Below are 20,113 nucleotides of genomic sequence, written 5' to 3'. Positions count from 1 at the left end.
TCCTCCGGCCCTCCGGGCCACCTCCCCCAGAGGGGGAGGATCTGGTCCGTGCCGATGCTCCCCCTTTGGGGGAGCTGTCGCGAAGCGACTGAGGGGGCCGCGCTGGCGCGGACCTAGTCCGTCTGGTCGTCGGTCTCGGCGTCGGGACCGTTCTTCTTGATCGACTCGATGGCGTTCTTGGCCGCCGATTTCGAGGCGTAGCCCTCGGTCCAGAAGATGGTCTCGCCGTTGTAGGTGAAGTAGGCGACGAACTCGCCGCCCTTGTTCTTCTTGATCAGAAACTTGTGGGCCATGGGGATCGCTCCTTGTGCTCTTACTGTGTCGTCAAGCCGACGCGGGCACCGTCGACCCGGGCGGGACGGGCGTCAATCGCGCGCCGCTTGCGTCCGGCCCTCAGGCGCATCTTTTACAATTCCTTCTTTCGGAGCCGCCCATGACCCCGGACCAACGCCTCGACCAGTTGTCGCGCGACCTGCTGGCCACGCCCTATGGCGGGCTGACGGAGGTGCAGAAGAGCGTCATCGACCTGATCGCCGCCGAGGCCCCCACGGGCCTGAACAAGGCGCTGCTGGCCGACGACCGCACCTACTGGGACCGGCTGGCCGACAAGGTGGCGGCGGTCGGCGGCTCGTGGGCGTTCATCGGCGGCTTTTCGCTGTGCCTGGCGCTGTGGATCGGGCTGAACGTGGGGCTGAAGCCCCTGCACCTGTCGTTCGACCCCTATCCGTTCATCTTCCTCAACCTGATCCTGTCGACCGTGGCCGCGATCCAGGCGCCGGTGATCATGATGAGCCAGAACCGCCAGGCCACGAAGGACCGGCTGAACGCCGAGCACGACTATGTCGTCAACCTGCGGGCCGAGCTGGAGATCATGCGGCTGCACGACAAGCTGGACGCCCTGCGCGAGCAGGAGGTCGTCGAGATCCTGCGCTGCAACACCGAGGCGTTGGAGATCCTGAAGGCCCAGGTGGCGCGGATGGCGGAAGAGCGCGGCGCGTAACGAAAAAGGGCGCGCCGGCTGACCGGCGCGCCCCTCGTCTTGTCGAAGCCTTAGAACGCGAAGCGCGCGCCGACCAGGGCGCCGGGGCCGGTCATGCTGAGCTTCTCTTCCCGCTCGCCCGACGGGCTGGTGGTCTTGATCTTGATCGAGCCGGTGTACTGGTAGCGGCCCTCGACGAACAGCGAGATGCGCGGCGCGACGGCGAAGCTGGCGCCGGCGATGCCTTGCAGGGTCAGGGCGTCGCCCTTGTCGTCGATCAGGTCGTCGCTGAACTTCACCTGGGCCACGCCGATGCCGGCGCCCAGATAGGGCTTCACCGGACCGGCGACCGGGAAGTCGTAATAGCCGTTGATGTCGACGCTGAGGGTCTCGACCTTGCCGTCGGTGACGCCGATCTTCGCGCCGTTCAGGGTGACGACGGTGTCGCTGTCCTGGCTGCGGTAGCCCAGGGCGATCTCGGCGCGCCAGTTGCCGCCGACCGTCGAGCCCCAGGCGATCGCGCCTTGAGCGCCGGCGTCGACGTCGCTGTCGGCCTTGTAGCCGCCGGCGAAGCCGTAGTCGTAGTCGGTCTTGCCGATGAAGCCGCCGGAAACCGAGATGTACTGGCTGACGCCAGGCGCGGCGGCGGCGGCCGGAGCGGGCGCCGGGCCGGCGGTTTGCGCGACGGCGGCGCCGGCCATGGCCAGGGCGGCCACGGCGGTGGTGATGAGCAGACGCATAGGTATTTCCCCCGAAATAGGTACTCGTCCGTGATCGGACTGCGCCCGGGTAGAGGGGTTCACCGGTGTCGTAAATCAGAGGTTGTTCAAGCTTGACCGTTTGTGACGACCTATGGCGCCGATGCAACAATCGGTTGCGGGGGGCGGTTGCGAGGCGCGGGCGGCGCGTCTCAGGGCTTGCGGCGGCTGGCCGAAGGCGCGGACGAAAGCCCGGCGCATGCGCTCCTGGTCGCCGAAGCCGGTCTCCAGGGCGACGTCCTCGACCTGCAGGGGCTGGCTGTCGAGCAGGGCGCGCGCCGCCTCCACCCGCAGGCGCTCGACCGCCTTGGCCGGGGTGGCGCCGGTCTCGGCGGCGAACAGCCGGGCGAAGTTGCGCGGGCTCATCGCCGCCTGCTGCGCCAGCTGGTCGACGGTCAGGGGCAGGGCCAGGTTCTCGCGGGCCCAGGCCAGCAGGCCGTCGAAGCGTCCGCCCTTCATCTCCAGCAGGGCCGAGAACTGCGACTGGCCGCCGGGGCGGCGGTGATAGACCACCAGTTGCTGGGCGGTGCGGCGGGCGACCTCCTCGCCCAGGTCCGCGCCGATCATCGCCAGGGCCATGTCGATGCCGGCGGTGATGCCGGCCGAGCTCCACAGCGATCCGTCCTGGACGAAGATCCGGTCGGGCTCCAGCCGAACGGCCGGATAGCGGCGCTGGAAATCCTGCGAGCGCTGCCAGTGCGTCGTCGCCCGGCGACCGTCCAGCAGGCCGGCGGCGGCCAGGACATAGGTCCCCGAACAGACGCTGGCCGTGCGGCGCGCGGTGCGGAAGGTTTGGCGGGCGAAGGCCAGGGTCGCCTCGCAGATCGCCGGGGTGCGCGTGCCCTCGCCCCCCGAGACGATCAGGGTGTCCAGCGGCGGGGTCTCGTCGAAGCCCTTGGCGGTCATGGCCACGCCCGAGGAGCTGGGCACGGCCCCTGGCTCGCGGGCCAGCAGATGCAGGCGATAAGCTCCAGGCACGATGCGTCCGGCGATCTCGAACGCCGCGATCGGCCCGGCCGCGTCCAGCAGCTGGAACTGGGGGAAGATCAGGAAGCCGATGTCGCGGGTCATGGCTCTGCCTCTCAAGGCGGCTTTGGCGGATATCGAGGGAACTATGTCATTTCTGTCAGACGCTAGGCGGGCGATGGTGCGGCGTCAACAGGAGGGCCTCCCCATGCCGAAACCCGCGCCGTTCCACATCGTGTTCGCGTTGTTCCCCGGTGTCACCCACCTGGACTTCACCGGCCCGCACCAGATCCTCTGCCGCCTGCCCGGCGCCCAGGTGGTGGCCGCCAGCGAGGCGGGCGGCGAGATCGAGGCCGACGGCCTGGTCTTCGCCCACCTGCCGCGGCTGGCCGACGTCGAGCATTGCGACCTGTTGTGCGTGCCCGGCGGCTTCGGCACGACCCAGGCGATGGCGGACGAGGCCTTCCTGGCCCAGGTCCGCCGGCTGGCGGCGGGGGCGCGTTACGTGACCTCGGTCTGCACCGGCTCGCTGCTGCTGGGCGCGGCCGGGCTGCTGGTCGGCAAGCGGGCGGCCTGCCACTGGGCCTGGCGCGACCAGCTGGCCCTGTTCGGCGCGACGCCCGACCCGGCCCGGGTGGTGCGCGACGGAGACGTGTTCACCGGCGGCGGGGTGACAGCCGGCATCGACTTCGCCCTGACCGTGGTGGCCGAGATCGCGGGCGAGGAGACGGCACAGGCCATCCAGCTGGCGGTGGAATACGCGCCGCACCCGCCGTTCGACTCCGGCCGCCCCGAGACCGCCCCGGCCGCGGTGCTGGAGCGCATCCAGAAGCTCTACGGCCACGGCATGGACGAGCGCTGGGCCGCGGCCCGGACGGCGGCGGAGGCGTTGAGGGTCGACGCATGAGGCTGCTGCGATCGCCGTTCTGGGCGCCGCCCTCCCGGACCTCGCGTCCGGGATCCGCCCCTCCGCCGCAGGCCTGGCGGGAGCGGCTCGCCGGCGAACCGTCCATATCTCAAGGTCAAGCTGGGCAGCGGGTTTCGGGCGCGAGGCCCGGGGCGACGGCTGGGGATGCGAAAACCGCCCAGACTTGATCCGAACACGAACCTGCCTCAAAACGCTTGTGTGTCGGAGACATCACGCATGCGTCGGATGAAGTCGTTTCTCGTCGTGCTGACCGCGGCCGCTGGCCTGGCGGCCGGTCTGGCCGTCGTTTCACCGGCGTCGGCGGAGGACGCGTTCACCTACGGCGTCTGGCGCAATCCCAAGAACACCGTCCATGTCGAGATCAAGCCCTGCGGCGGCGGTCGCGCCTGCGGCAACGTGGTCTGGGCCAATGACGACGCCAAGGCCGACGCCAAGAAGGGCGGCACGCCCAACCTGATCGGCCTGCAGTTGCTGCGCGATTTCCAGCTGCAGAAGAACGGCAGCTGGAAGGGCAAGGTCTTCGTGCCCGACCTGAACATGACCCTCAGCGGCACCGCCGATTTCCCCGACGCCAGCACCATGAAGGCCAAGGGCTGCCTGCTGCTGTTCTGCAAGTCGCAGACCTGGCGCCGCGTGGACGTGGTGGCGGCGAGCACGCCGTCGAGCTGAGGCTCGGCGCTTAGTACACCGCTTCACTCGACGCCCGTCATCCTCGGACTTGTTCCGAGGACCCCTCTGTCCGCCAGGTTGTCGGTGGGATCGGTCCGCGGCCTCACCGCTTCACGGATCAACCTTCTTCGCGGTTGAGGCAGGGGTCCTCGGAACAAGTCCGAGGATGACGGCGGTGGGGGTTTGGAGCGAGCGGATAGACCCGCTACCCCGGATCCAGTTCCGGATACGCCCGGAAGATCCCCTCGGTGCTGAACGCGATCCGCCGCTCCGACCCCAGATAGGCCGCCATGTTCGGCCGTTCCGCCACCGCGTCGCGCACGGCGATCACGCGCTCCAGCTTCGGCTCCAGCCGCTTCATCGCGTGGGGGAAGGCGTAGCGCAGGCCCTCGACCGCCTGGAACAGCGACAGGTCGGCGTAGGTCAGGTCCTCGCCGGTCAGCCACTGCTTCCCCTTGGCGCCCTTCGGCGCCCGCTCCAGCACCGTCTCGAACCAGCCGAGGTACTTCTTGATCCGCTGGGTGCGGAACTCCTTGGCCCGCCGCGCGGCCTCCTCCTTCTGGTCCTCGTAATAGAGGCCCATGCCCACCGGGTGGTGGACGTCGTGGGCTTCGGCGACCAGGTCGGCGATGGTCATCTGCAGCTGGTTGACCCACAGCCGCCCGCCCTCGGCGCGCGGCGCCAGGCCGTGGCGCAGGCCCAGGTGCAGCAGGATGTTGGCCGTCTGGCCGATCACCAGGTCGCCGTCGACCAGATAGGGCGGGGCGAACGGCGAGCGCTCGTGCTCGGCCATGTCGGCCATCAGGGCCTCCTCGCCGCCGCCGCTTTCCTCGTCGCCGCGCGCCACGTCGACATAGGCCGCCCCGGCCTCCTCCAGCGCCAGGCGCACGAACTCGCCGCGTCCCTGGATCGTGGGCCAGTAATGCAGTTGGTAGGTCATGCGGGGAGAACTGGTTCAGGGCGGAAAGGATGCGAGGTCGGGGCGCGATCGTTCCGCCATTCCCTTTCAACCGTCATCCCGGGCCTTGTGCCCGGGACCCCTGGTTCAGCCGACGGTGCAGCGCCTTGGCGCGCCGGCGCGCCACACCTCCGCACCTGCGGCGGACAGAGGGGTTCCGGGCACAAGGCCCGGAATGACGGCGAGATTTGAGTGATGGTGAAAGAGGATCGCTACCCCACCCGCACGCTCGTCATCGAGATCGCCGCGAAGACGTCGTCGGTGAAGAACGACACCGGCTCGCCAGCCTCCTGCGCGCCCAGCACGTAGAGCAGGGGCAGGTAGTGCTCGGCGCTGTTGATCGCGGCGTCGGCGTCGGGGCCCAGGGCGCGCCAGTCGATCAGCGGGTCGTGGTCACCGGCGGCGATCAGGGCCTTGGCCGTCTCGTTGAAGCGCGGCGCCCAGTCGGGAACCTCGCCGGTGCGGAAGTTCACGGCGCGCAGGTTGTGGACGATGTCGCCGCTGCCGACGATCAGCACGCCCTCGTCACGCAAGGCGGCCAGGCGCTTGCCGGCCTCGTAGTGCCAGCGGTCGGGGCGGCCGCGGTCCAGCGAGAGCTGCACCACCGGCACGTCGGCGTCCGGATACATCGGCCGCAGCACGCCCCAGGCCCCGTGGTCCAGGCCCCGGGTCGGGTGCTGGACGACCGGATCGGGCGACAGGATTTCCGCCACCCGCTCGGCCAGGGCCGGATCGCCCGGCGCGTCGTAGCGCACGTCGAACAGCGCCTGGGGGAAGCCGCCGAAGTCGTGGATGGTCTCGGGGCGCTCGGCCGCGCTGACCGCGCTGGCCCCGCGCGTCTCCCAGTGGGCGCTGATCATCAGCACCGCCTTGGGGCGCGGCAGGTCCCGCCCCAGGTCCGCCCAGGCGCGGCTCCAGGCGTTGTCCTCGATGGCGTTCATCGGCGAGCCGTGGCCGAGGAACAGGACGGGTTGGCGGGCGGTCATGAGCAGTGGTCCGATTAGATACTGTAGAAGTTACAGATAGGATTGCTCGTCGGCTTTTCAACGGGCGCGGCGCGCAGTTCCTCCCCCTGTGGGGGAGGTGTCGGCGAAGCCGACGGAGGGGGCGTGGTCGAACGACAGCTGTCCTACAACTCCCCCCACCGATCGCTGCGCGATCGCCTCCCTCACGGGGGAGGGCCTATAGGCCGGTGCGAAACCGCGCCCCTTCGGCCACAGTCTCAGGCTGTGTCGCCGTGACGCGCGCTCCGGAGTCACACGTGCTTTCCCGGGGGGCTCGGCTTTGTTAAGGCGAGAGCGTTGTGAACGTACCCGTCCTTCCCCCCATGACGCCTGACGAGGCGACGCCCGCGCCCGTCGCCGCCGTGGCCGAGCGCCCGGCCCGGATCGCCACGCGCGGCGGCGCGCTGGACCTGCTGCGGCTGCTCGCCTCGCTGCTGATCGTCATCTACCATTTCGGGGCCGAGGGCCCGATGCGCATCGAGCGCTTCGGCCAGGTGTTCTCGCGCGGTTTCCTGGCCACAGATTTCTTCCTGATGCTGTCGGGCTACGTGCTGGGCCGGGCCTACGGGGCCTCGACCCTGACGGGGCGGATCAGCCACGGCCGCTTCTGGGTGCGCCGGGTCGGACGGGTCTGGCCGGGCCACCTGATCGTGCTGGCCATGATGGCCGCCCTGGTGCTGGTGCTGAACGCGGCGGGCACCGACGCCCACAAGCCTTCGCGCTTTGCCTGGGACCAGCTGCCGGTCCAGGCCCTGCTGGTCCACGCCTGGGGCTTCAACAGCGACGGCTGGAACCTGCCCAGCTGGTCGCTGTCGGCCCTGGTGGTCTGCTACGCGCTGTTCCCCTGGCTGTGGCGGGCGGCCGACAAGGTGCGCTGGCCGTGGATCCTGCCGCTGGCCGGGGCCCTGGCCTTCGCGGCCTGCGAGGTGGTGGCGCGGCTGGTGTTCGACCACGCCCTGTCGGACCTGCAGTTCCGGTTCGGCGTCGTGCGGGCCCTGCCGCTGTTCATCCTGGGCGTCTGCCTGGCGCGAGCGGTCGAGATGAACTGGCCGTCCGAGCGGGCGGCCAAGGTGCTGCTGATCGGCGGCTTCGTGCTGCTGGTCGCCATGCAGCCGCTGGACCGCTACGCCCTGCCCGACGAGCTGATCTTCGACATCCCGTGCCTGGCCGCCATCGCCGCCGTCGTGCTGGGCGCGGGCCGCCTGCCGGTCCGCCGTCCCAGGGCCTGGATCGAGGAGGGCGCCAAGCTGTCGTTCGCCCTGTTCATCACCCACATCTTCGTGGGGGTGATCTATTGGAGCGCGGTGCACAAGCTGATCGAGACCGTGCCGATCGGCATCGGCTGGCAGTGGCTGATGTGGCTGGCCTCTTTCCCGATCGCCATGGGCGCGGCCTGGCTGTTCCACACCTATGTCGACCAGCCCCTGCAGGACCGCCTGGCGCCGTGGCTGCGGGGCAAGCGGTAGGGTTCGGTTCTGAGCGTTCGCAGCAGTCGACGGCCCTGCGCCCGTTCAACCGTCATTCCCGCCCTTGTGGCGGGAACCCCTGGTTCAGCTGACACCTGAGGCGCCTTGGCGCGCCGGCGCGCCACTCGTCCGCCCTTGCGGCGGAGAGAGGGGTTCCCGCCACAAGGGCGGGAATGACGGCTAATTTGAGAGGCGAGGGGCCAGGCCTCTCAGTCTTCCTTCGCCGCATTCTGCGCTCGGAGCTCGTTGCGGTGCTTCTCCAGCACGCTGGCCAGGCCCTGCAGGATGGGTTGCTGGAGCGTGGGATTGTCCGGCGCGCGGTGCAGCAGCTTGATCGAGGCGATGTAGACCTTGATCCCGGCCAGCACCGAGGGGGTCAGGGCGTGGGCTTCGTCCAGCAGGTCGCACAGCGAGCGGGCGGCGATCTGGACGGCCTGGTTGCGCTCGGCGCCGCTGAGGCTGACGATGTCGCTGGCCCGGGCGTATAGGCCCTCAAGCAGGGCCGCCTCGTCGAGGCCGGAGGCCAGCAGCGTGTCGAGCGCGGTGATGTAGTCGTCGATCCCGGTCAGCGAAGGCTCGCGCAGGATCTCCATCGTGACGTCGGCGCGCTTGAGGGCCTCGGCCACGTACATGCCGCCCTTCTGGGTCATCAACTGACCCAGGCGGGGTTTCATGCGGCTCTTCTTGACCTCAATCATGCGATCGACTTCATAGGTTTGATCAAAGCGTCCAGCTCGTCCTGGGACATGTTGTGGCCTCCGGACTCGCCCAGTTCAATGGACTGATCGTCGCGGCGCCGACCGTCCGGGAACTCCACGGGCGGGCCTTGGTTGCGCCAGCGACGGTCGGGCCCGACGTAGGTCTCGCATTCGATGAACATCCGATCGCCCTTGGCGACCCACAGAATGCGCTCGAGCATGATGGTCGGCGAGATCGGCTTGGTGACGATGAAATTGGCGCCGCAGTCCCGGGCCTTCTCGACCTGGGTGCGGCGGGTGTGGGAGGTGACGATGATCACCGGCGTCATGCGGTTGGCCTCGTCGGCCTCGCGACGCAGCCAGCGGGTCAGGTCGTAGCCGTCCAGCTCGGGCAGGTTGCCGTTGGTCAGGACCAGGTCGAAGGCGTGGTGCTTCAGCTCTTCCTGGGCTTCCCTGCCGTCGGCCTTGCGCACGATGTTGCGCAGGCCGAAGCTGGTCAGCACCCCGATCAGGATGTCGAGCGACTGCTGATTGTCGTCGACGACCAACGCCTTGGCCTTGTCGAGATTGATGTACTGACTTGGCTGCAAGACCCCGACGTGCTCCGGCCGCCCGGCGACGCGCAGGGACCGACACCGTATGGCGGAAGACGGTTAAGAAACCGCTGTTCCGGAGAGGCGGATTGTCGCGCGGCCCGGCCCGGCCCCGCCCCGTCCGGTTAGGTCAGTCGAAGGCCGTCGTGTTCAGGGCGTTGGACTGCTGGGCGCTGAGGCGGCGGACGATCTGGATCAGCACCAGGCAGAGCACGACCCACAGCAGGTCGCTGACCAGGTCCAGGCCCGCCACGAACATCGAGGCGGCGGCGTCGTGGGCGCGCATCTGCAGGCGGAAGCTGGTGTTGTCGATCGTCGAGGTGGCGATCCACAGGCCCCACCACCAGCGCAGCACCGACGGAGTGTCCTGGGTGCGCCATGACTGGGGCGAAAGGCTGACGCACCAGGCGTCGTTCATGGCCTGGAACGGCTTGTAGAGGTTGGCGAAGGGCGCGAAGTACCAGCCGATCGACCCGGGCGGCGACACGCGCAGGCCGCTGGCCAGGGTGTGGCTGTTCATGGTGACGCGATAGATCCACTTCAGCGTCAGGAAGCCGCTGACCAGCATGGTCGCCAGCAGGACGAGGCCGGACAGGCCGCTGATCAGGTCCGCCGTCTCCAGGCCGGGCAGGGTTTCCGACATCGAGACCGGCGCGTCGGGCGGAACGCGCGACAGGCCGTGAAGCTGGATGACATTGGCGACCATGTTGAGGGCCGTCGAGGCCAGGCGGATGTACAGCCACAGCACGACCGTCTGGCCCAGCGCGCGCGGATCGCGCGCGACATACGTCTTCTTCGTCTTGGCCATGATCGCCCCCAAAAGCCCCGCTTCGCGTCTAGCGACGTTCGGGCGACCCGGCAACTCGGCTCGGGCCAGGGGTGTCGCGCCAAGGGGGCGCCAGGGGGCTTCAGGCGGCGTCCAGGCCGATGTCCATGACCAGGGCCGAGTGGGTCAGGGCGCCGACGCTGATCACGTCGACTCCGGTCTCGGCGATGGCCCGCACGGTGGTCAGGTTGACGCCGCCCGAGGCCTCCAGCACCGCGCGGCCCTTGGCCAGGGCCACGGCAGTCTTCAGGTCGTCCAGGCTGAAATTGTCGAGCATGACGACGTCGGGGCCGTGCTTCAGCGCGTCCTCCAGCTGGTCCAGCCCGTCGACCTCCACTTCGACCTTGACCAGGTGGCCGGCGAAGGCGCGGGCCCGGCGGACGGCCTCGCCGACCCCGCCGCAGGCGGCGACGTGGTTGTCCTTGATCAGGATGGCGTCGTCCAGGCCGAAGCGGTGGTTGATCCCGCCGCCGCAGCGCACGGCGTACTTCTCCAGGGCCCGCAGGCCCGGCGTGGTCTTGCGGGTGTCGACGATCGTGGCCTTCGTCCCCTCGACGAGGCGGACATAGGCCCGGGTCAGGGTGGCGATGCCCGACAGCTTGCCCAGCAGGTTCAGGCCGGTGCGCTCGGCGGCCAGCACGGCGCGGGCGTTGCCTTCCGCGCGGGCCAGGATCGCCCCGGCCGCGGCGTCGGCGCCGTCGGGGGTGACGACCTGGAAGCCGGCCGTCGGATCGAGCGCGGCCAGGGCCAGGCGGGCGCAGGACAGGCCCGCGATCCGGCCGTCCTGCCGCGCGGCCCACACCACCGACAGGCGCGCATCGGCGTCGATGCAGGCCTGGGCGGTGATGTCGCCGGCCCGGCCGAGGTCCTCGGCCAGGGCCATGTCGATGATCGGGCGGACGAGGAGGTCGTCGAGGGGCGTGATGGGCGGCGTAATCAAAACAACTCCGTCAGCGGGATGCTGATTTGCGGGGCGAACAGCGGCGAGGCGGTCGCGCCGTCGCCTTCGAGGACGGTTGTCGAGGCCCAGGTCCCGTCGGAGCGAGGCTCGCGCAGGACGCTCACCTTTCGGCTTTCAGGCTCGACCACCCAGTATTCCGGGACACCGGCTCGTGCATAGAGACGGCTCTTTACGGTCAAGTCGTTGCCACGCGTCGAGATCGAAACCTCGACCACCAGAACGGCCTGCTCCGCCTGGGCATACTTGCGGGTGTCGCCGGTCCGCATGACGAAAACGTCGGGTTGCGGCGCGCTACGTCGGCCGATCTGCAGCGTGGCGTTGGTGATCACCCTCAGCGCCGGTCGCGGTGCGAGCGCGCGCAACGCTGTCTCGATCGCGACCACCACATCGGTGTTAGCGCCGCCATGATCCGTCGAAGCCGGCGCCATGTGGACAATCTTCCCCTCGATCAGCTCGACGTGGCCTTGGACGCCGGAGAAGATACCCGCCTCGTCCATGCGTTCGAACTGGTCGAAGTCGAACAGGAATTCGCTGTCGCCGCGCTCTTCGAAACCTGAGTTCGTCGCCGTCATGGCAAAGCCTCCGTTCCCGTTATGTGCCGTTATTCCGCCGCGTAGCGCAAGCCGGCATCGGAGGCGTCCAGGGTGACGAAGGTCCGCTCCGGCAGGGCCGTGGCGGGGAAGTCGGCGCGGAAGTGGCCGCCTCGGCTTTCCTGGCGGGCCAGGGCGGCGCGGGCGATCAGCTGGGCTGCGACCAGGGTGGGCGCCGCGCCATGGGCGGTCTCCAGGGCGTCGAGCACGGCGACCAGGCGCGCCAGGCCGTCGGCGTCGCGGATCACCCCGGCGTCGCGGCTCATCGCCTGGCGCAGGAGCTGCAGCGCGCTGTCGGGCAGGTCGGGCGCGGGATCGGCCGCCAGCGGCTCGCCGCCCAAGGTCAGGTTCCGCGCGGCCCGACCGGCGCGGGCTCCGAACACGGCCGCTTCCAGCAGGCTGTTGGAGGCCAGGCGATTGGCGCCGTGCACGCCGGTGCTGGCGCATTCGCCGGCGGCCAGCAGGCCCGGGAGGCTGGTGCGGCCGTCCAGGTCCGTGGCCACGCCGCCCATGTGGTAGTGCACCGCCGGGGTCACCGGGATCGGCTGGACGCGGGGATCGACGCCGGCGCTCATGCAGGCGGCGAACACGGCCGGGAATTCGTGCGGGAAGTGGGCGCCCACCGCCGTCGTGGCGTCCAGGAACGCGCCGCGACCGGCCGCGCGCTCGGCGTGGATGGCGCGGGCCACCACGTCGCGCGGGGCCAGCTCGCGGGCCGGATGGTAGTCGGCCATGAAGGCCCGGCCGGTCTTGTCCCGCAGGATCGCGCCTTCGCCGCGCAGGGCCTCGGTGGCCAGGGGGGCGGGGTCGCGGCCGATGTCGATGGCCGTGGGGTGGAACTGCACGAACTCGGGATCGGCGATCTCGGCGCCGGCCAGGGCGGCCAGGCCCAGGCCCTCGCCGCGCACCTGGGCGGGCGTGGTGGTGACGGCGTAGAGGCCGCCGACCCCGCCGGTCGCCAGGATCACGGCGGGGGCGATGACCTCGACCAGGGCGCCGTCGATCTCGGCGATCAGCCCGACGACGTGCCCCGTAGCGTCCTGGAGCAGCCGACGGGCACGGGCGTTCTCGCGGATCTCGATGGTCGGGGCGGCGCGGACGGCGGCGATGACGGCGGCCATGATCGCCGCCCCCGCGCCGTCGCCGCCGACCCGGGCGACCCGGGCATTGGCGTGGGCGGCCTCGAGGCTCAGCACGAACCCGCCCTCCTTTCCGTCAACGGGGGCCTGGCGGTCGAAGGGCGCGCCCAGGGCCGCCAGGGTGCGCACGGCGGCGGGGCCCTCGGTGGTCAGCAGCTCGACCGCCGCCGGATCGCACAGCCCGGCGCCGGCCGCGATGGTGTCGGCGGCGTGCAGGGCCGGGGCGTCTTCCTCCGACAGGGCCGCGGCCATGCCGCCCTGGGCCCAGGCGCTGGAGCAGCCGGTCGCCAGCGGCGTGGGCGACAGCACCAGGGCCTTGCGCGGCGCGGCGGCGAGGGCGGCGGTCAGGCCCGCCAGGCCCGCCCCGAGGATCACGGGGCCGTCGAAGGTGATGCGGTCGGTCATGGCACACTCCACTCCCTTCCGATTACGCGGGAAGGGCCGGGAACTTGGGGACGCGAACGAGGCGGAAACGAGGTCCTAGATCAGCTCCACGTCCACGTGGTGCTGGGCCTTGACCAGGTCGTAGCGGGCCGGAACCAGCGGCGGCGGCAGGTCGATCATCCGTTGCACGGCCAGCTTGGCGCGGATCTGGACACTGGGATCGACCGTCACCTCGTACTGGTCGTACAGCAGGGCGTCGTGGATGTTCCGCAGGCTGATCCGCTTCATGTGCGGGCACATGTTGCAGGGGCCGATGAACTGGGTGCCGGGCGATTCCGCCTGGACGTTGGAGGCCATCGAGCACTCGGTGATCAGCACCACCTGCTTGGGCTTCCTCAGCGCCACGTAGTCGTTCATCGCCGCCGTGGAGCCGGCGAAGTCGGCCGCTTCCAGGATCTCGGCCGGGCACTCGGGGTGGGCCAGGATCTCGGCTTCGGGCCAGGCGAAGCGCATGTCGGCGATGTCCTGGGCGGTGAAGCGCTCGTGCACCTCGCAGCGGCCGGCCCAGGCGATGATCTTGACGCTGGTCTGGCGCGCCACGTTGCGGGCCAGGAACTCGTCGGGGATCAGGATCACCTTGTCGACGCCCCACTCGCGCGCGGCCCATTCCACCACCTGCACGGCGTTGGCGCTGGTGCAGCAGATGTCGGTCTCGGCCTTCACGTCGGCGGTGGTGTTGACGTAGGTGACGACCGGGATGCCCGGGTGGCGCTGCTTGATCAGCCGCACGTCGGCGCCGGTGATCGAGGAGGCCAGGCTGCAGCCGGCCCGCAGGTCGGGGATCAGCACGCGCTTCTCGGGGGCCAGCACCTTGCTGGTCTCGGCCATGAAGTGCACGCCGGCCTGGACGATCACGGCCGCGTCGCACTTGGCCGCCTCGCGGGCCAGGGCCAGGCTGTCGCCGACGAAGTCGCCCACGCCGTGGAAGATCTCGGGCGTCATGTAGTTGTGGGCCAGGATGACGGCGTTCTTCTCGCGCTTCAGCCGATTGATCTCGGCGATCAGCGGCGCGTGCAGCTGCCATTCCAGCGGAGTCACGTGGTGCTTGACCTTGTCCCACATGCCGGCGGTCGCCGCTTCGACGTCGGGCGTAAAGGCGAGAGGCGCGAAACCGTCAGCCATGTGAACCTCACTTATGCTCAAACTGAGCATTTCAAGGGCCTCAAAAAACGCCGGAAACGGAGGATAAATCGTTAAGTCCCGCTCCGACGTCGCCCCTTATGCTGAAATTGAGCAAAAGGGATGAAAGACATATAGACCTTCCGAAGCCGATTGCAAAGCGTGAGCATGAAATTCCGTGTTCGGCGCAGTCGGGCGCGGTTGGCGGGGGCGGCCGTGCCCGCCGCCTCCTAAGGGTCAGCCGCCGGCGGCGTCCACGACGATGGCCACCGTCTTGCCTCGGGACAGCGGGTCCCAGCCCGCCGCGATGGCCGATGCGATGGCGTTCGCCACGAGTTTCGGATCGACCTGCGTGGCCTTCAGTTGCGGCGCGCCGTACCGGGGATGGGGGCCCGGCGGGAACTCCACCACCGCTTCGCGTTGCCCTTCGACGTGCCGCACGGCGATCGCCATGCCCTGCAGCACCGGGGCGTCGCTGGACCAGCCGGGCTGGCGATGAATCCGCCAGACATACGGCTCTCCGCCGACCTCGATCTCAAGTTCAGGGGCTTGCTTGCGTGCCATTCCAGGGTGTTAGCCCTTCAAGCGCGTCCAGGCCACCCCCCGTCCCCTCACAGCGTCCCCTCGCAGCGTCCCTTCATCGCGCCGCCGCGCGGATTTCCGCGACGGCCTGCTGCGGGACCTGGAGATGCGGGTAATGGCCGACGCCCGGCAGCACCGTGAACCCGGCGCGGGCCTTGTCGGCGAACTCCGCGCCCATGGCCTTGTCGATGTAGAAGTCTTCGGCGCCCCAGACGACCTTCACCGGCGTCCTGAGCTTGGCCAGGTTGGCTTCGAAGTAGGTCTGATCCCGCGTGAAGCCGGCGTAGTAGTGGGCGAAGGCGTCGGCCGAGGTCATGCCGCCATGGCTCCAGCCGCGGGCCATGTCCGCCTTGAACGCCGCGGACGCCTCGAACTGGACCGCCTTGGGCAAGCCGCGCCGGAACGCGTTTTCCAAGATCTCGTCGCGATTGAGGTTCAGCTGGACCCGGGTGGGTTCGGCCGACGGCGGGGACTTCAGGGCCTGCAGGCTCGGATACATGTAGGCGGGACGGTCGAAGGGCGCGAAGTCGCCCACGATGATCGTCCGGGCGATGCCCGGGTCGTCCAGCGCCGCCAGCAGGGCCGGCAAGGCGCCGATGTCGGTGGCGTAGATGACCAGCTTGGAGCGATCGATGCCGGCCTTGTCGATGTAGGCCTTCAGGACGCGGGCGTAGTCCCTGGGCGTGTAGGCGAAGCGGTCGATGGCCGGCCGCGACGACAGCCCGAAGCCCGGCCAGTCGAAGGCGTGGACCTCGAAGTCGTCGCCGAGGGCCAGAGAAACCTCGTCCCAGGCGTGGAGGGTTTCGGGAAACCCGTGCAGCAGCAGGACGGTCCGCCTGGCGTCCGGATTGCGGACCACCATCCGCCGCAGGGTCAGGTCGGCGTCGACCGGAAGGTTGCCGATCTCGGCTCGCGGGCGCGTGGGCTCGGCGTGGGCCGGCGKCGCCGCCGAGCCGAGCATGAGCGCGGCCGCGAACCCCATCGCCTTCATTGCGGTGGTCATGACACGTCTCCTCTGTGCGCCGGGGCTAGTGGTTGTGGCCGCCGGCCGTGCCCGGGGTCCCCGGGACGACGAACGACACGGTCTGGCCGCTGAGGACCCGGTGGTCGGGCAGCGCCAGTTCGAGCAGGATCTTGTGCGGGCCCGGGGGCAGGCCGACGACCACGACCGTCTGGTCGTCGCTGGCGTCGGCCCAGTGCCAGGGCAGGTCGTCGACCGTGACGTGCAGGTGGCCGGCGCGCGGCGAGACGTCCAGGGCGCCCGCGCCGAAGATCGGCAGGATGCGGAAGTTCTCGGTGCGGTACGGGATCAGCACAGAGCCGGCCGCCAGGCGCGCCGGGATCGGCGGTTCGACGATCAGCCTGGGCGGGGGCTCGTTGGCGATCGGCAGGAACACCGAGGCGGCGGGCTGGGCCGACGCGGTCTGGACCGTGGCGGAGGCGAGGAGGGCGGCGCCGACGAGGGTCGCGGCCAGGGTCTTGGCGAACAGGGTCATGGGGATTTCTCTTGTGAGGGGCGGTGGGCGAGGGGAAGCGCGCCGGGCGCGGCGCGCGCCGTGAGGGCCTAGAGGGGCAGGGGCGCGCCCGATTGCTCGGCGGCGATGTAGGCGGCGTACCAGTCGGGCCAGTTGACGTCGTAGGCGCCGCCGGTGCGGGCCTCATGCTCGCCGTGGGCCTTGGCGGCGCGGCGCAGGGCGCCGACCAGGTCGGCCACCGAGCCGAAGCTGGTCACGCCGGAGTCGATGCGGCCCGGGAACCGCGCGGTCACTTCCTGCAGGAGCCAGCTGTTGCCGTCCGGGTCGCTGAAGGTGGCGAACGAGGCGTAGCTGCGGCGATCGGGGTCGGGACCGTCCTGGCGGGCGTCCGGGTCGAAGCGATAGCCGCCGTTGCGATCGTGGAAGACCTGGCTGACGTCGACGCCCTTGGCGGCCAGGCCGGCGCGGGCCGCGACGATGTCGGAGACCGCCAGGAAGGTCAGTTGAGCCGAACCCGGCGCCGAGGGCGAGACGCCCGTGCCGAACATGACCGAGGCGGCCGAGCCCGGGGGCGTGAAGTGGACGATGCGGGCGTCGCCTTCGCGGTGGTCGACGTCCAGGCGCCAGCCCAGCTTTTGGTAGAAATCGGCGGCGCGGTGAACGTCGGAAACGGGCAGCAGCAGGACTTCGAGCTTGGTGTCGAAAGCGGCCTGGACCGGAGCGTCGGCTTCGGGGCGGTCGAGGATCTGGGCGATGGTCATCGGGGTGTTTCCTCTGGTTGGCATTTTAATTCGGTATCGATTCATTCGGTACCGATGCAAATGCGCCCGTGCAATCGACGTGTCAATCCCTTTCGATTTAATCGGTATCGATTTATATAGGTGGCGAACGATCACGAAGCCGAGAGACGACGCCCATGACCGCTTCCGCCCAGACCGCCACGCCCCCGGCCGGCAAGACGCCCGGCCTCGACGACTTCCTGTGCTTCGCCGTCTATTCGGCCAACCTGGCCTTCGGCCGCGCCTACAAGCCGCTGATCGAGTCGCTGGGGCTGACGTCCTACACCCAGTTCATCGCCATCGTGGCGCTGTCCGAGGAGGACAACCAAAGCGTCGGCGCGCTGGGTGAAAAGCTGTTCCTGGAGTCCAACACGCTGACGCCGATCCTCAAGAAGCTCGAGATCCTCGGCTATGTCAGCCGTCGTCGCGATCCGGCCGACGAGCGCCAGGTCATCGTCAGCCTCACGCCGGAAGGCCGGCGCGTGCGGGAGGCGGCCCGCGCGCCGCAGGCCAGCTTGCGGGTCGACAGCGGCCTGGGCGACGACTTCCCGGTCGTGCAGAGATTGATGGTCAAGCTGCGCGACAACCTGCTCCGCGCCCTGCGGGGCCGGGCCTAGAGCATTTTCGAACGAAGTGGATACCGGTTCGCGTGAAGAAAATGCGTTAAAACAAAAACCTAGAGCCCCGGCCTGATGCAATCAGGTCGGGAAACGCTCTAGACCTTCGCCTTGCCGCCCTTCTTCGCCTCGGCCAGGGCGGTCTTGGCCGGCGCGTGGCGGTCCCAGGCGTCCGCCATGGCCTGGGCCAGGGCGTCCAGGGCGTAGGGCTTGCGCAGCAGCGGCCAGGGGGTCTCGTGGGCGCGGACCAGTTCCTGGCCGGTATAGCCGGAGCTGAGCAAGATCGGCAGTTCCGGCCGCTCGCTGGCCAGGACGATGGCCAGGTCGACCCCGCTCTTGCCGCCCGGCATGATCACGTCGGTGATCACCAGGCCCAGGGTCGGATCGGCGCGGGCGATGGCCAGGGCCTCGTCGGCGTTGGACGCGCGGCTGACCATGTGGCCCAGCTCGTCGATCATCGCCGCGATCAGCTCGCCCACGTCGGCGTCGTCCTCGACCAGCAGCACGTGCGAGCTGGCGCGGGTGGCCGGCGGCCGGACGGCCAGCACCTCGACCGGCGAGAAGGCCTCGCGCACCGGCAGCAGCATGGCCACGGTCGTGCCCTGGCCCGGCTCGGACGTGATGGTCACCTCGCCGCCGCTCTGGCGCACGAAGCCGTAGACCTGGCTCAGGCCCAGGCCCGTGCCCTTGCCGATCGGCTTGGTGGTGTAGAAGGGCTCGAAGGCCCGCTGCAGGGTCTCGGCGTCCATGCCCTCGCCGGTGTCGACCACGGCCACGCGCAGATAGCGGCCGGCCGGTAGTTCGCCCTGGGGCTCGGCCAGGTCGACGCCCTGCGAGGCGACGGTGATCTCGCCGCCGGCCGGGGTGGCGTCGCGGGCGTTGACGACCAGGTTCAGCAGGGCGGCCTCGAACTGGCCGGAGTCGGTCAGGGTGGTGCGGCCCCCGGCCTTGAGGTCCAGGGTCAGGTCGACGCCTTCGCCGACCGCGCGGCGCAGCAGGCTCTCGCTCTCGGCGATCATCGCGTCGATCCGGCAGATCTCCGGGTTCAGCGGCTGGCGGCGGGCGAAGGCCAGCAGGTGCTGGGTCAGCTTCTCGCCGCGCCGGGCCGCCGACTGGGCCGCGCTCAGCATGCGGCCGCGGCGCGCGTCGTCGTCGGGATTGCGCTCCAGCACGTCCAGCGCGCCGATGATCACGGTCAGCAGGTTGTTGAAGTCGTGGGCGACCCCGCCGGTCAGCTGGCCGATGGCCTCCAGCTTCTGCGACTGGGTCAGGGCGGCCTGGGCGGCGTCGCGCTCCGACAGCGCCTCCTGCACCCGGTCGGCCAGCAGTTCGTTCAGGCCGGTCAGCTTGACCTCGGCCTCCTTGGCGTCGGTGACGTCGAAGGCGATGCCGATGAAGCCGATGAACTCGCCGCCGGGCCCCAGGCGTGGCTGCGAGAACGATTTCAACCAGCGCATCTCGCCGTCCGCCCGGCGATAGCGGCCCTCCAGGCTGAAGGCCTTGCGCGACGCCTCGCCGCCGATCTGGGCCTTGAGGATCTTGTTCAGGTCGTCGGCGTGCAGGCGCGAACGCCAGTCCAGCACCAGCGCCTCGTCATAGGTCACGCCCGCGAAGTCGACATAGGCGGCGTTGACGAAGATCCGCACGCCGTCCTCGCCGCTGATCCACATCAGGGCGGGGGCGCTGTCGGCCAGGGCGCGGAACCGGGCCTCGCTCTCGCGCAGGCTCTCCTCGGCGCGGCGGCGCTTGGTGACCTCGTAATTGACGCCCAGGATGCGCAGGGCGCGGCCGTTCTCGTCGCGGATCACCTCGCCCTGGCCATGGATCCACCGCTCGCCGTCCGGATGGTCGGCCAGGCGGTATTCGACTTCGTAGCGCGGACCGCTCTTCACCGCCTCGCGGATCCTGGCCCGGATCATGTGGCGGTCGTCGGGGTGGACCACGTCGGTCAGCGCATTCATGTCGAGCGGGCCCTCGACGGCGATGCCGAGGTTCTTGCGGGCTGTGGGCGACAGGTTCAGGACGTCGTTCTCGAGATCCCACTCCCAGGGACCGACCCCGGCCGAGTCCTGGGTGATCTGGAGGCGGGCCTCGGCCTCGATCTGCAGGCGACGGGCGTCGGCCAGGCCGACCACGCTGACGCGCAGGCCGGCGGCCACGGCGGCGGTGATCAGCGAGGACACCGCGAACAACACCAGGGTGGCGATCTCGTCCTCGCCGAGCCCGCCGCCCCGCGGACCGCCCCACAGCCACAGGGCGAAAGCGCCGCCCGCCGCGACCGGGACCAGCCCCCAACGCCAGCCGGCGTAAAGGGTGACCAGGATGATGGCGGGGAAGAAGGTCAGGGTCGCGCCGACGCCGCTGGACAGGCCCAGCAGGGCGATCCTCAGCCCCATCGCCGCCAGGATCGCCGCCACGGTCACCACGGCCGCGCGCCAGGGCGGCGGCGGGAACCTGGGTACGAGCCACGCGCTAATCGCGTCCGGCGACGCACGCCCACGATCCATCGCGGGTGGTTCTTTTGTCGTCATGGGCTCCAACGCGCACATACGTCTTGCCAAG

22 protein-coding genes are annotated in these 20,113 nt (G+C 69.9%); 5 read left to right on the top strand and 17 right to left on the bottom strand.

The features are described from left to right. Positions 1 to 113: 113 nt before the first annotated feature. Positions 114 to 293 (bottom strand): YegP family protein, encoded by a 180-nt coding sequence (locus tag AC1DYP_RS23025; RefSeq protein WP_477033160.1) that lies wholly within the window; start codon positions 291 to 293, stop codon positions 114 to 116. 140 nt (positions 294 to 433) lie between these two features. Between AC1DYP_RS23025 and AC1DYP_RS23020 the strand changes: the two genes are divergently transcribed. Then, positions 434 to 1,000, top strand: a complete 567-nt coding sequence (locus tag AC1DYP_RS23020) for a DUF1003 domain-containing protein (protein ID WP_477033159.1) — start codon at positions 434 to 436, stop codon at positions 998 to 1,000. Between the two features lie 50 nt (positions 1,001 to 1,050). On the opposite strand, the gene AC1DYP_RS23015 is transcribed toward AC1DYP_RS23020, so the two are convergent. Then, positions 1,051 to 1,719, bottom strand: coding sequence for an outer membrane protein (locus AC1DYP_RS23015; RefSeq protein WP_477048295.1), 669 nt, complete (start codon positions 1,717 to 1,719; stop codon positions 1,051 to 1,053). A 75-nt stretch (positions 1,720 to 1,794) separates the two neighbouring features. Next, complete coding sequence (locus AC1DYP_RS23010) at positions 1,795 to 2,808, bottom strand: GlxA family transcriptional regulator (protein ID WP_477048294.1); 1,014 nt, start codon at positions 2,806 to 2,808, stop codon at positions 1,795 to 1,797. A 103-nt stretch (positions 2,809 to 2,911) separates the two neighbouring features. Between AC1DYP_RS23010 and AC1DYP_RS23005 the strand changes: the two genes are divergently transcribed. Together AC1DYP_RS23005 and AC1DYP_RS23000 are read left to right on the top strand one after the other, a co-directional pair. After that, positions 2,912 to 3,610, top strand: a complete 699-nt coding sequence (locus tag AC1DYP_RS23005; protein ID WP_477048293.1) for a DJ-1/PfpI family protein — start codon at positions 2,912 to 2,914, stop codon at positions 3,608 to 3,610. A 237-nt stretch (positions 3,611 to 3,847) separates the two neighbouring features. Continuing rightward, complete coding sequence (locus tag AC1DYP_RS23000) at positions 3,848 to 4,300, top strand: DUF2147 domain-containing protein (protein ID WP_477048292.1); 453 nt, start codon at positions 3,848 to 3,850, stop codon at positions 4,298 to 4,300. A gap of 205 nt (positions 4,301 to 4,505) precedes the next feature. Here the strand turns inward: AC1DYP_RS23000 and AC1DYP_RS22995 are convergent, their stop codons facing one another. Next, the gene (locus tag AC1DYP_RS22995) at positions 4,506 to 5,240 is read right to left on the bottom strand and encodes a glutathione S-transferase (protein ID WP_477048291.1); all 735 of its coding nucleotides are present in this window, start codon (positions 5,238 to 5,240) and stop codon (positions 4,506 to 4,508) included. Positions 5,241 to 5,470: 230 nt separating this feature from the next. Then, positions 5,471 to 6,244, bottom strand: coding sequence for a 4,5-DOPA-extradiol-dioxygenase (gene ygiD / locus AC1DYP_RS22990; RefSeq protein WP_477048290.1), 774 nt, complete (start codon positions 6,242 to 6,244; stop codon positions 5,471 to 5,473). Positions 6,245 to 6,561: 317 nt separating this feature from the next. On the opposite strand from ygiD, the gene AC1DYP_RS22985 reads away from it, so the two are divergent. Beyond that, positions 6,562 to 7,728, top strand: a complete 1,167-nt coding sequence (locus AC1DYP_RS22985) for an acyltransferase family protein (protein ID WP_477048289.1) — start codon at positions 6,562 to 6,564, stop codon at positions 7,726 to 7,728. A gap of 209 nt (positions 7,729 to 7,937) precedes the next feature. On the opposite strand, the gene AC1DYP_RS22980 is transcribed toward AC1DYP_RS22985, so the two are convergent. From AC1DYP_RS22980 to AC1DYP_RS22930, 11 genes are all read right to left on the bottom strand, one after another. Continuing rightward, positions 7,938 to 8,402 (bottom strand): hypothetical protein, encoded by a 465-nt coding sequence (locus AC1DYP_RS22980; protein WP_477048288.1) that lies wholly within the window; start codon positions 8,400 to 8,402, stop codon positions 7,938 to 7,940. Positions 8,403 to 8,422: 20 nt separating this feature from the next. After that, complete coding sequence (locus AC1DYP_RS22975) at positions 8,423 to 9,016, bottom strand: response regulator (protein ID WP_477048287.1); 594 nt, start codon at positions 9,014 to 9,016, stop codon at positions 8,423 to 8,425. 133 nt (positions 9,017 to 9,149) lie between these two features. Then, complete coding sequence (locus tag AC1DYP_RS22970) at positions 9,150 to 9,827, bottom strand: DUF4328 domain-containing protein (protein WP_477048286.1); 678 nt, start codon at positions 9,825 to 9,827, stop codon at positions 9,150 to 9,152. 100 nt (positions 9,828 to 9,927) lie between these two features. After that, the gene (nadC, locus tag AC1DYP_RS22965) at positions 9,928 to 10,728 is read right to left on the bottom strand and encodes a carboxylating nicotinate-nucleotide diphosphorylase (RefSeq protein WP_477048298.1); all 801 of its coding nucleotides are present in this window, start codon (positions 10,726 to 10,728) and stop codon (positions 9,928 to 9,930) included. Between the two features lie 53 nt (positions 10,729 to 10,781). Further along, on the bottom strand, positions 10,782 to 11,378 hold the full coding sequence (locus AC1DYP_RS22960; protein WP_477048285.1) for a Uma2 family endonuclease: 597 nt from the start codon (positions 11,376 to 11,378) through the stop codon (positions 10,782 to 10,784). Between the two features lie 29 nt (positions 11,379 to 11,407). After that, a complete protein-coding gene (locus AC1DYP_RS22955) occupies positions 11,408 to 12,940 on the bottom strand; it encodes an L-aspartate oxidase (RefSeq protein WP_477048284.1) in 1,533 nt (510 codons plus the stop codon). A 75-nt stretch (positions 12,941 to 13,015) separates the two neighbouring features. Then, complete coding sequence (nadA, locus tag AC1DYP_RS22950; RefSeq protein WP_477048283.1) at positions 13,016 to 14,101, bottom strand: quinolinate synthase NadA; 1,086 nt, start codon at positions 14,099 to 14,101, stop codon at positions 13,016 to 13,018. A 234-nt stretch (positions 14,102 to 14,335) separates the two neighbouring features. After that, positions 14,336 to 14,662, bottom strand: coding sequence for a hypothetical protein (locus AC1DYP_RS22945; protein ID WP_477033143.1), 327 nt, complete (start codon positions 14,660 to 14,662; stop codon positions 14,336 to 14,338). 73 nt (positions 14,663 to 14,735) lie between these two features. Then, a complete protein-coding gene (locus AC1DYP_RS22940; RefSeq protein ID WP_477048282.1) occupies positions 14,736 to 15,683 on the bottom strand; it encodes an alpha/beta fold hydrolase in 948 nt (315 codons plus the stop codon). 25 nt (positions 15,684 to 15,708) lie between these two features. Beyond that, positions 15,709 to 16,176: a DUF6130 family protein gene (locus AC1DYP_RS22935; RefSeq protein ID WP_477048281.1), complete on the bottom strand. Its 468-nt coding sequence runs from the start codon at positions 16,174 to 16,176 to the stop codon at positions 15,709 to 15,711. Positions 16,177 to 16,244: 68 nt separating this feature from the next. Beyond that, positions 16,245 to 16,916 carry a VOC family protein gene (locus AC1DYP_RS22930; protein ID WP_477048280.1) on the bottom strand — a complete coding sequence of 224 codons (672 nt, stop codon included), beginning with the start codon at positions 16,914 to 16,916 and terminating at the stop codon, positions 16,245 to 16,247. 155 nt (positions 16,917 to 17,071) lie between these two features. Between AC1DYP_RS22930 and AC1DYP_RS22925 the strand changes: the two genes are divergently transcribed. Continuing rightward, positions 17,072 to 17,551 (top strand): MarR family winged helix-turn-helix transcriptional regulator, encoded by a 480-nt coding sequence (locus AC1DYP_RS22925; protein ID WP_477048279.1) that lies wholly within the window; start codon positions 17,072 to 17,074, stop codon positions 17,549 to 17,551. A 98-nt stretch (positions 17,552 to 17,649) separates the two neighbouring features. Here the strand turns inward: AC1DYP_RS22925 and AC1DYP_RS22920 are convergent, their stop codons facing one another. After that, on the bottom strand, positions 17,650 to 19,977 hold the full coding sequence (locus AC1DYP_RS22920; RefSeq protein WP_477048278.1) for a hybrid sensor histidine kinase/response regulator: 2,328 nt from the start codon (positions 19,975 to 19,977) through the stop codon (positions 17,650 to 17,652). Positions 19,978 to 20,113 lie beyond the last annotated feature (136 nt).

The sequence above is a fragment of the Caulobacter sp. P1_D6 genome (genome assembly GCF_056406095.1).
This window is presented reverse-complemented; position numbering and strand designations above follow the sequence as displayed.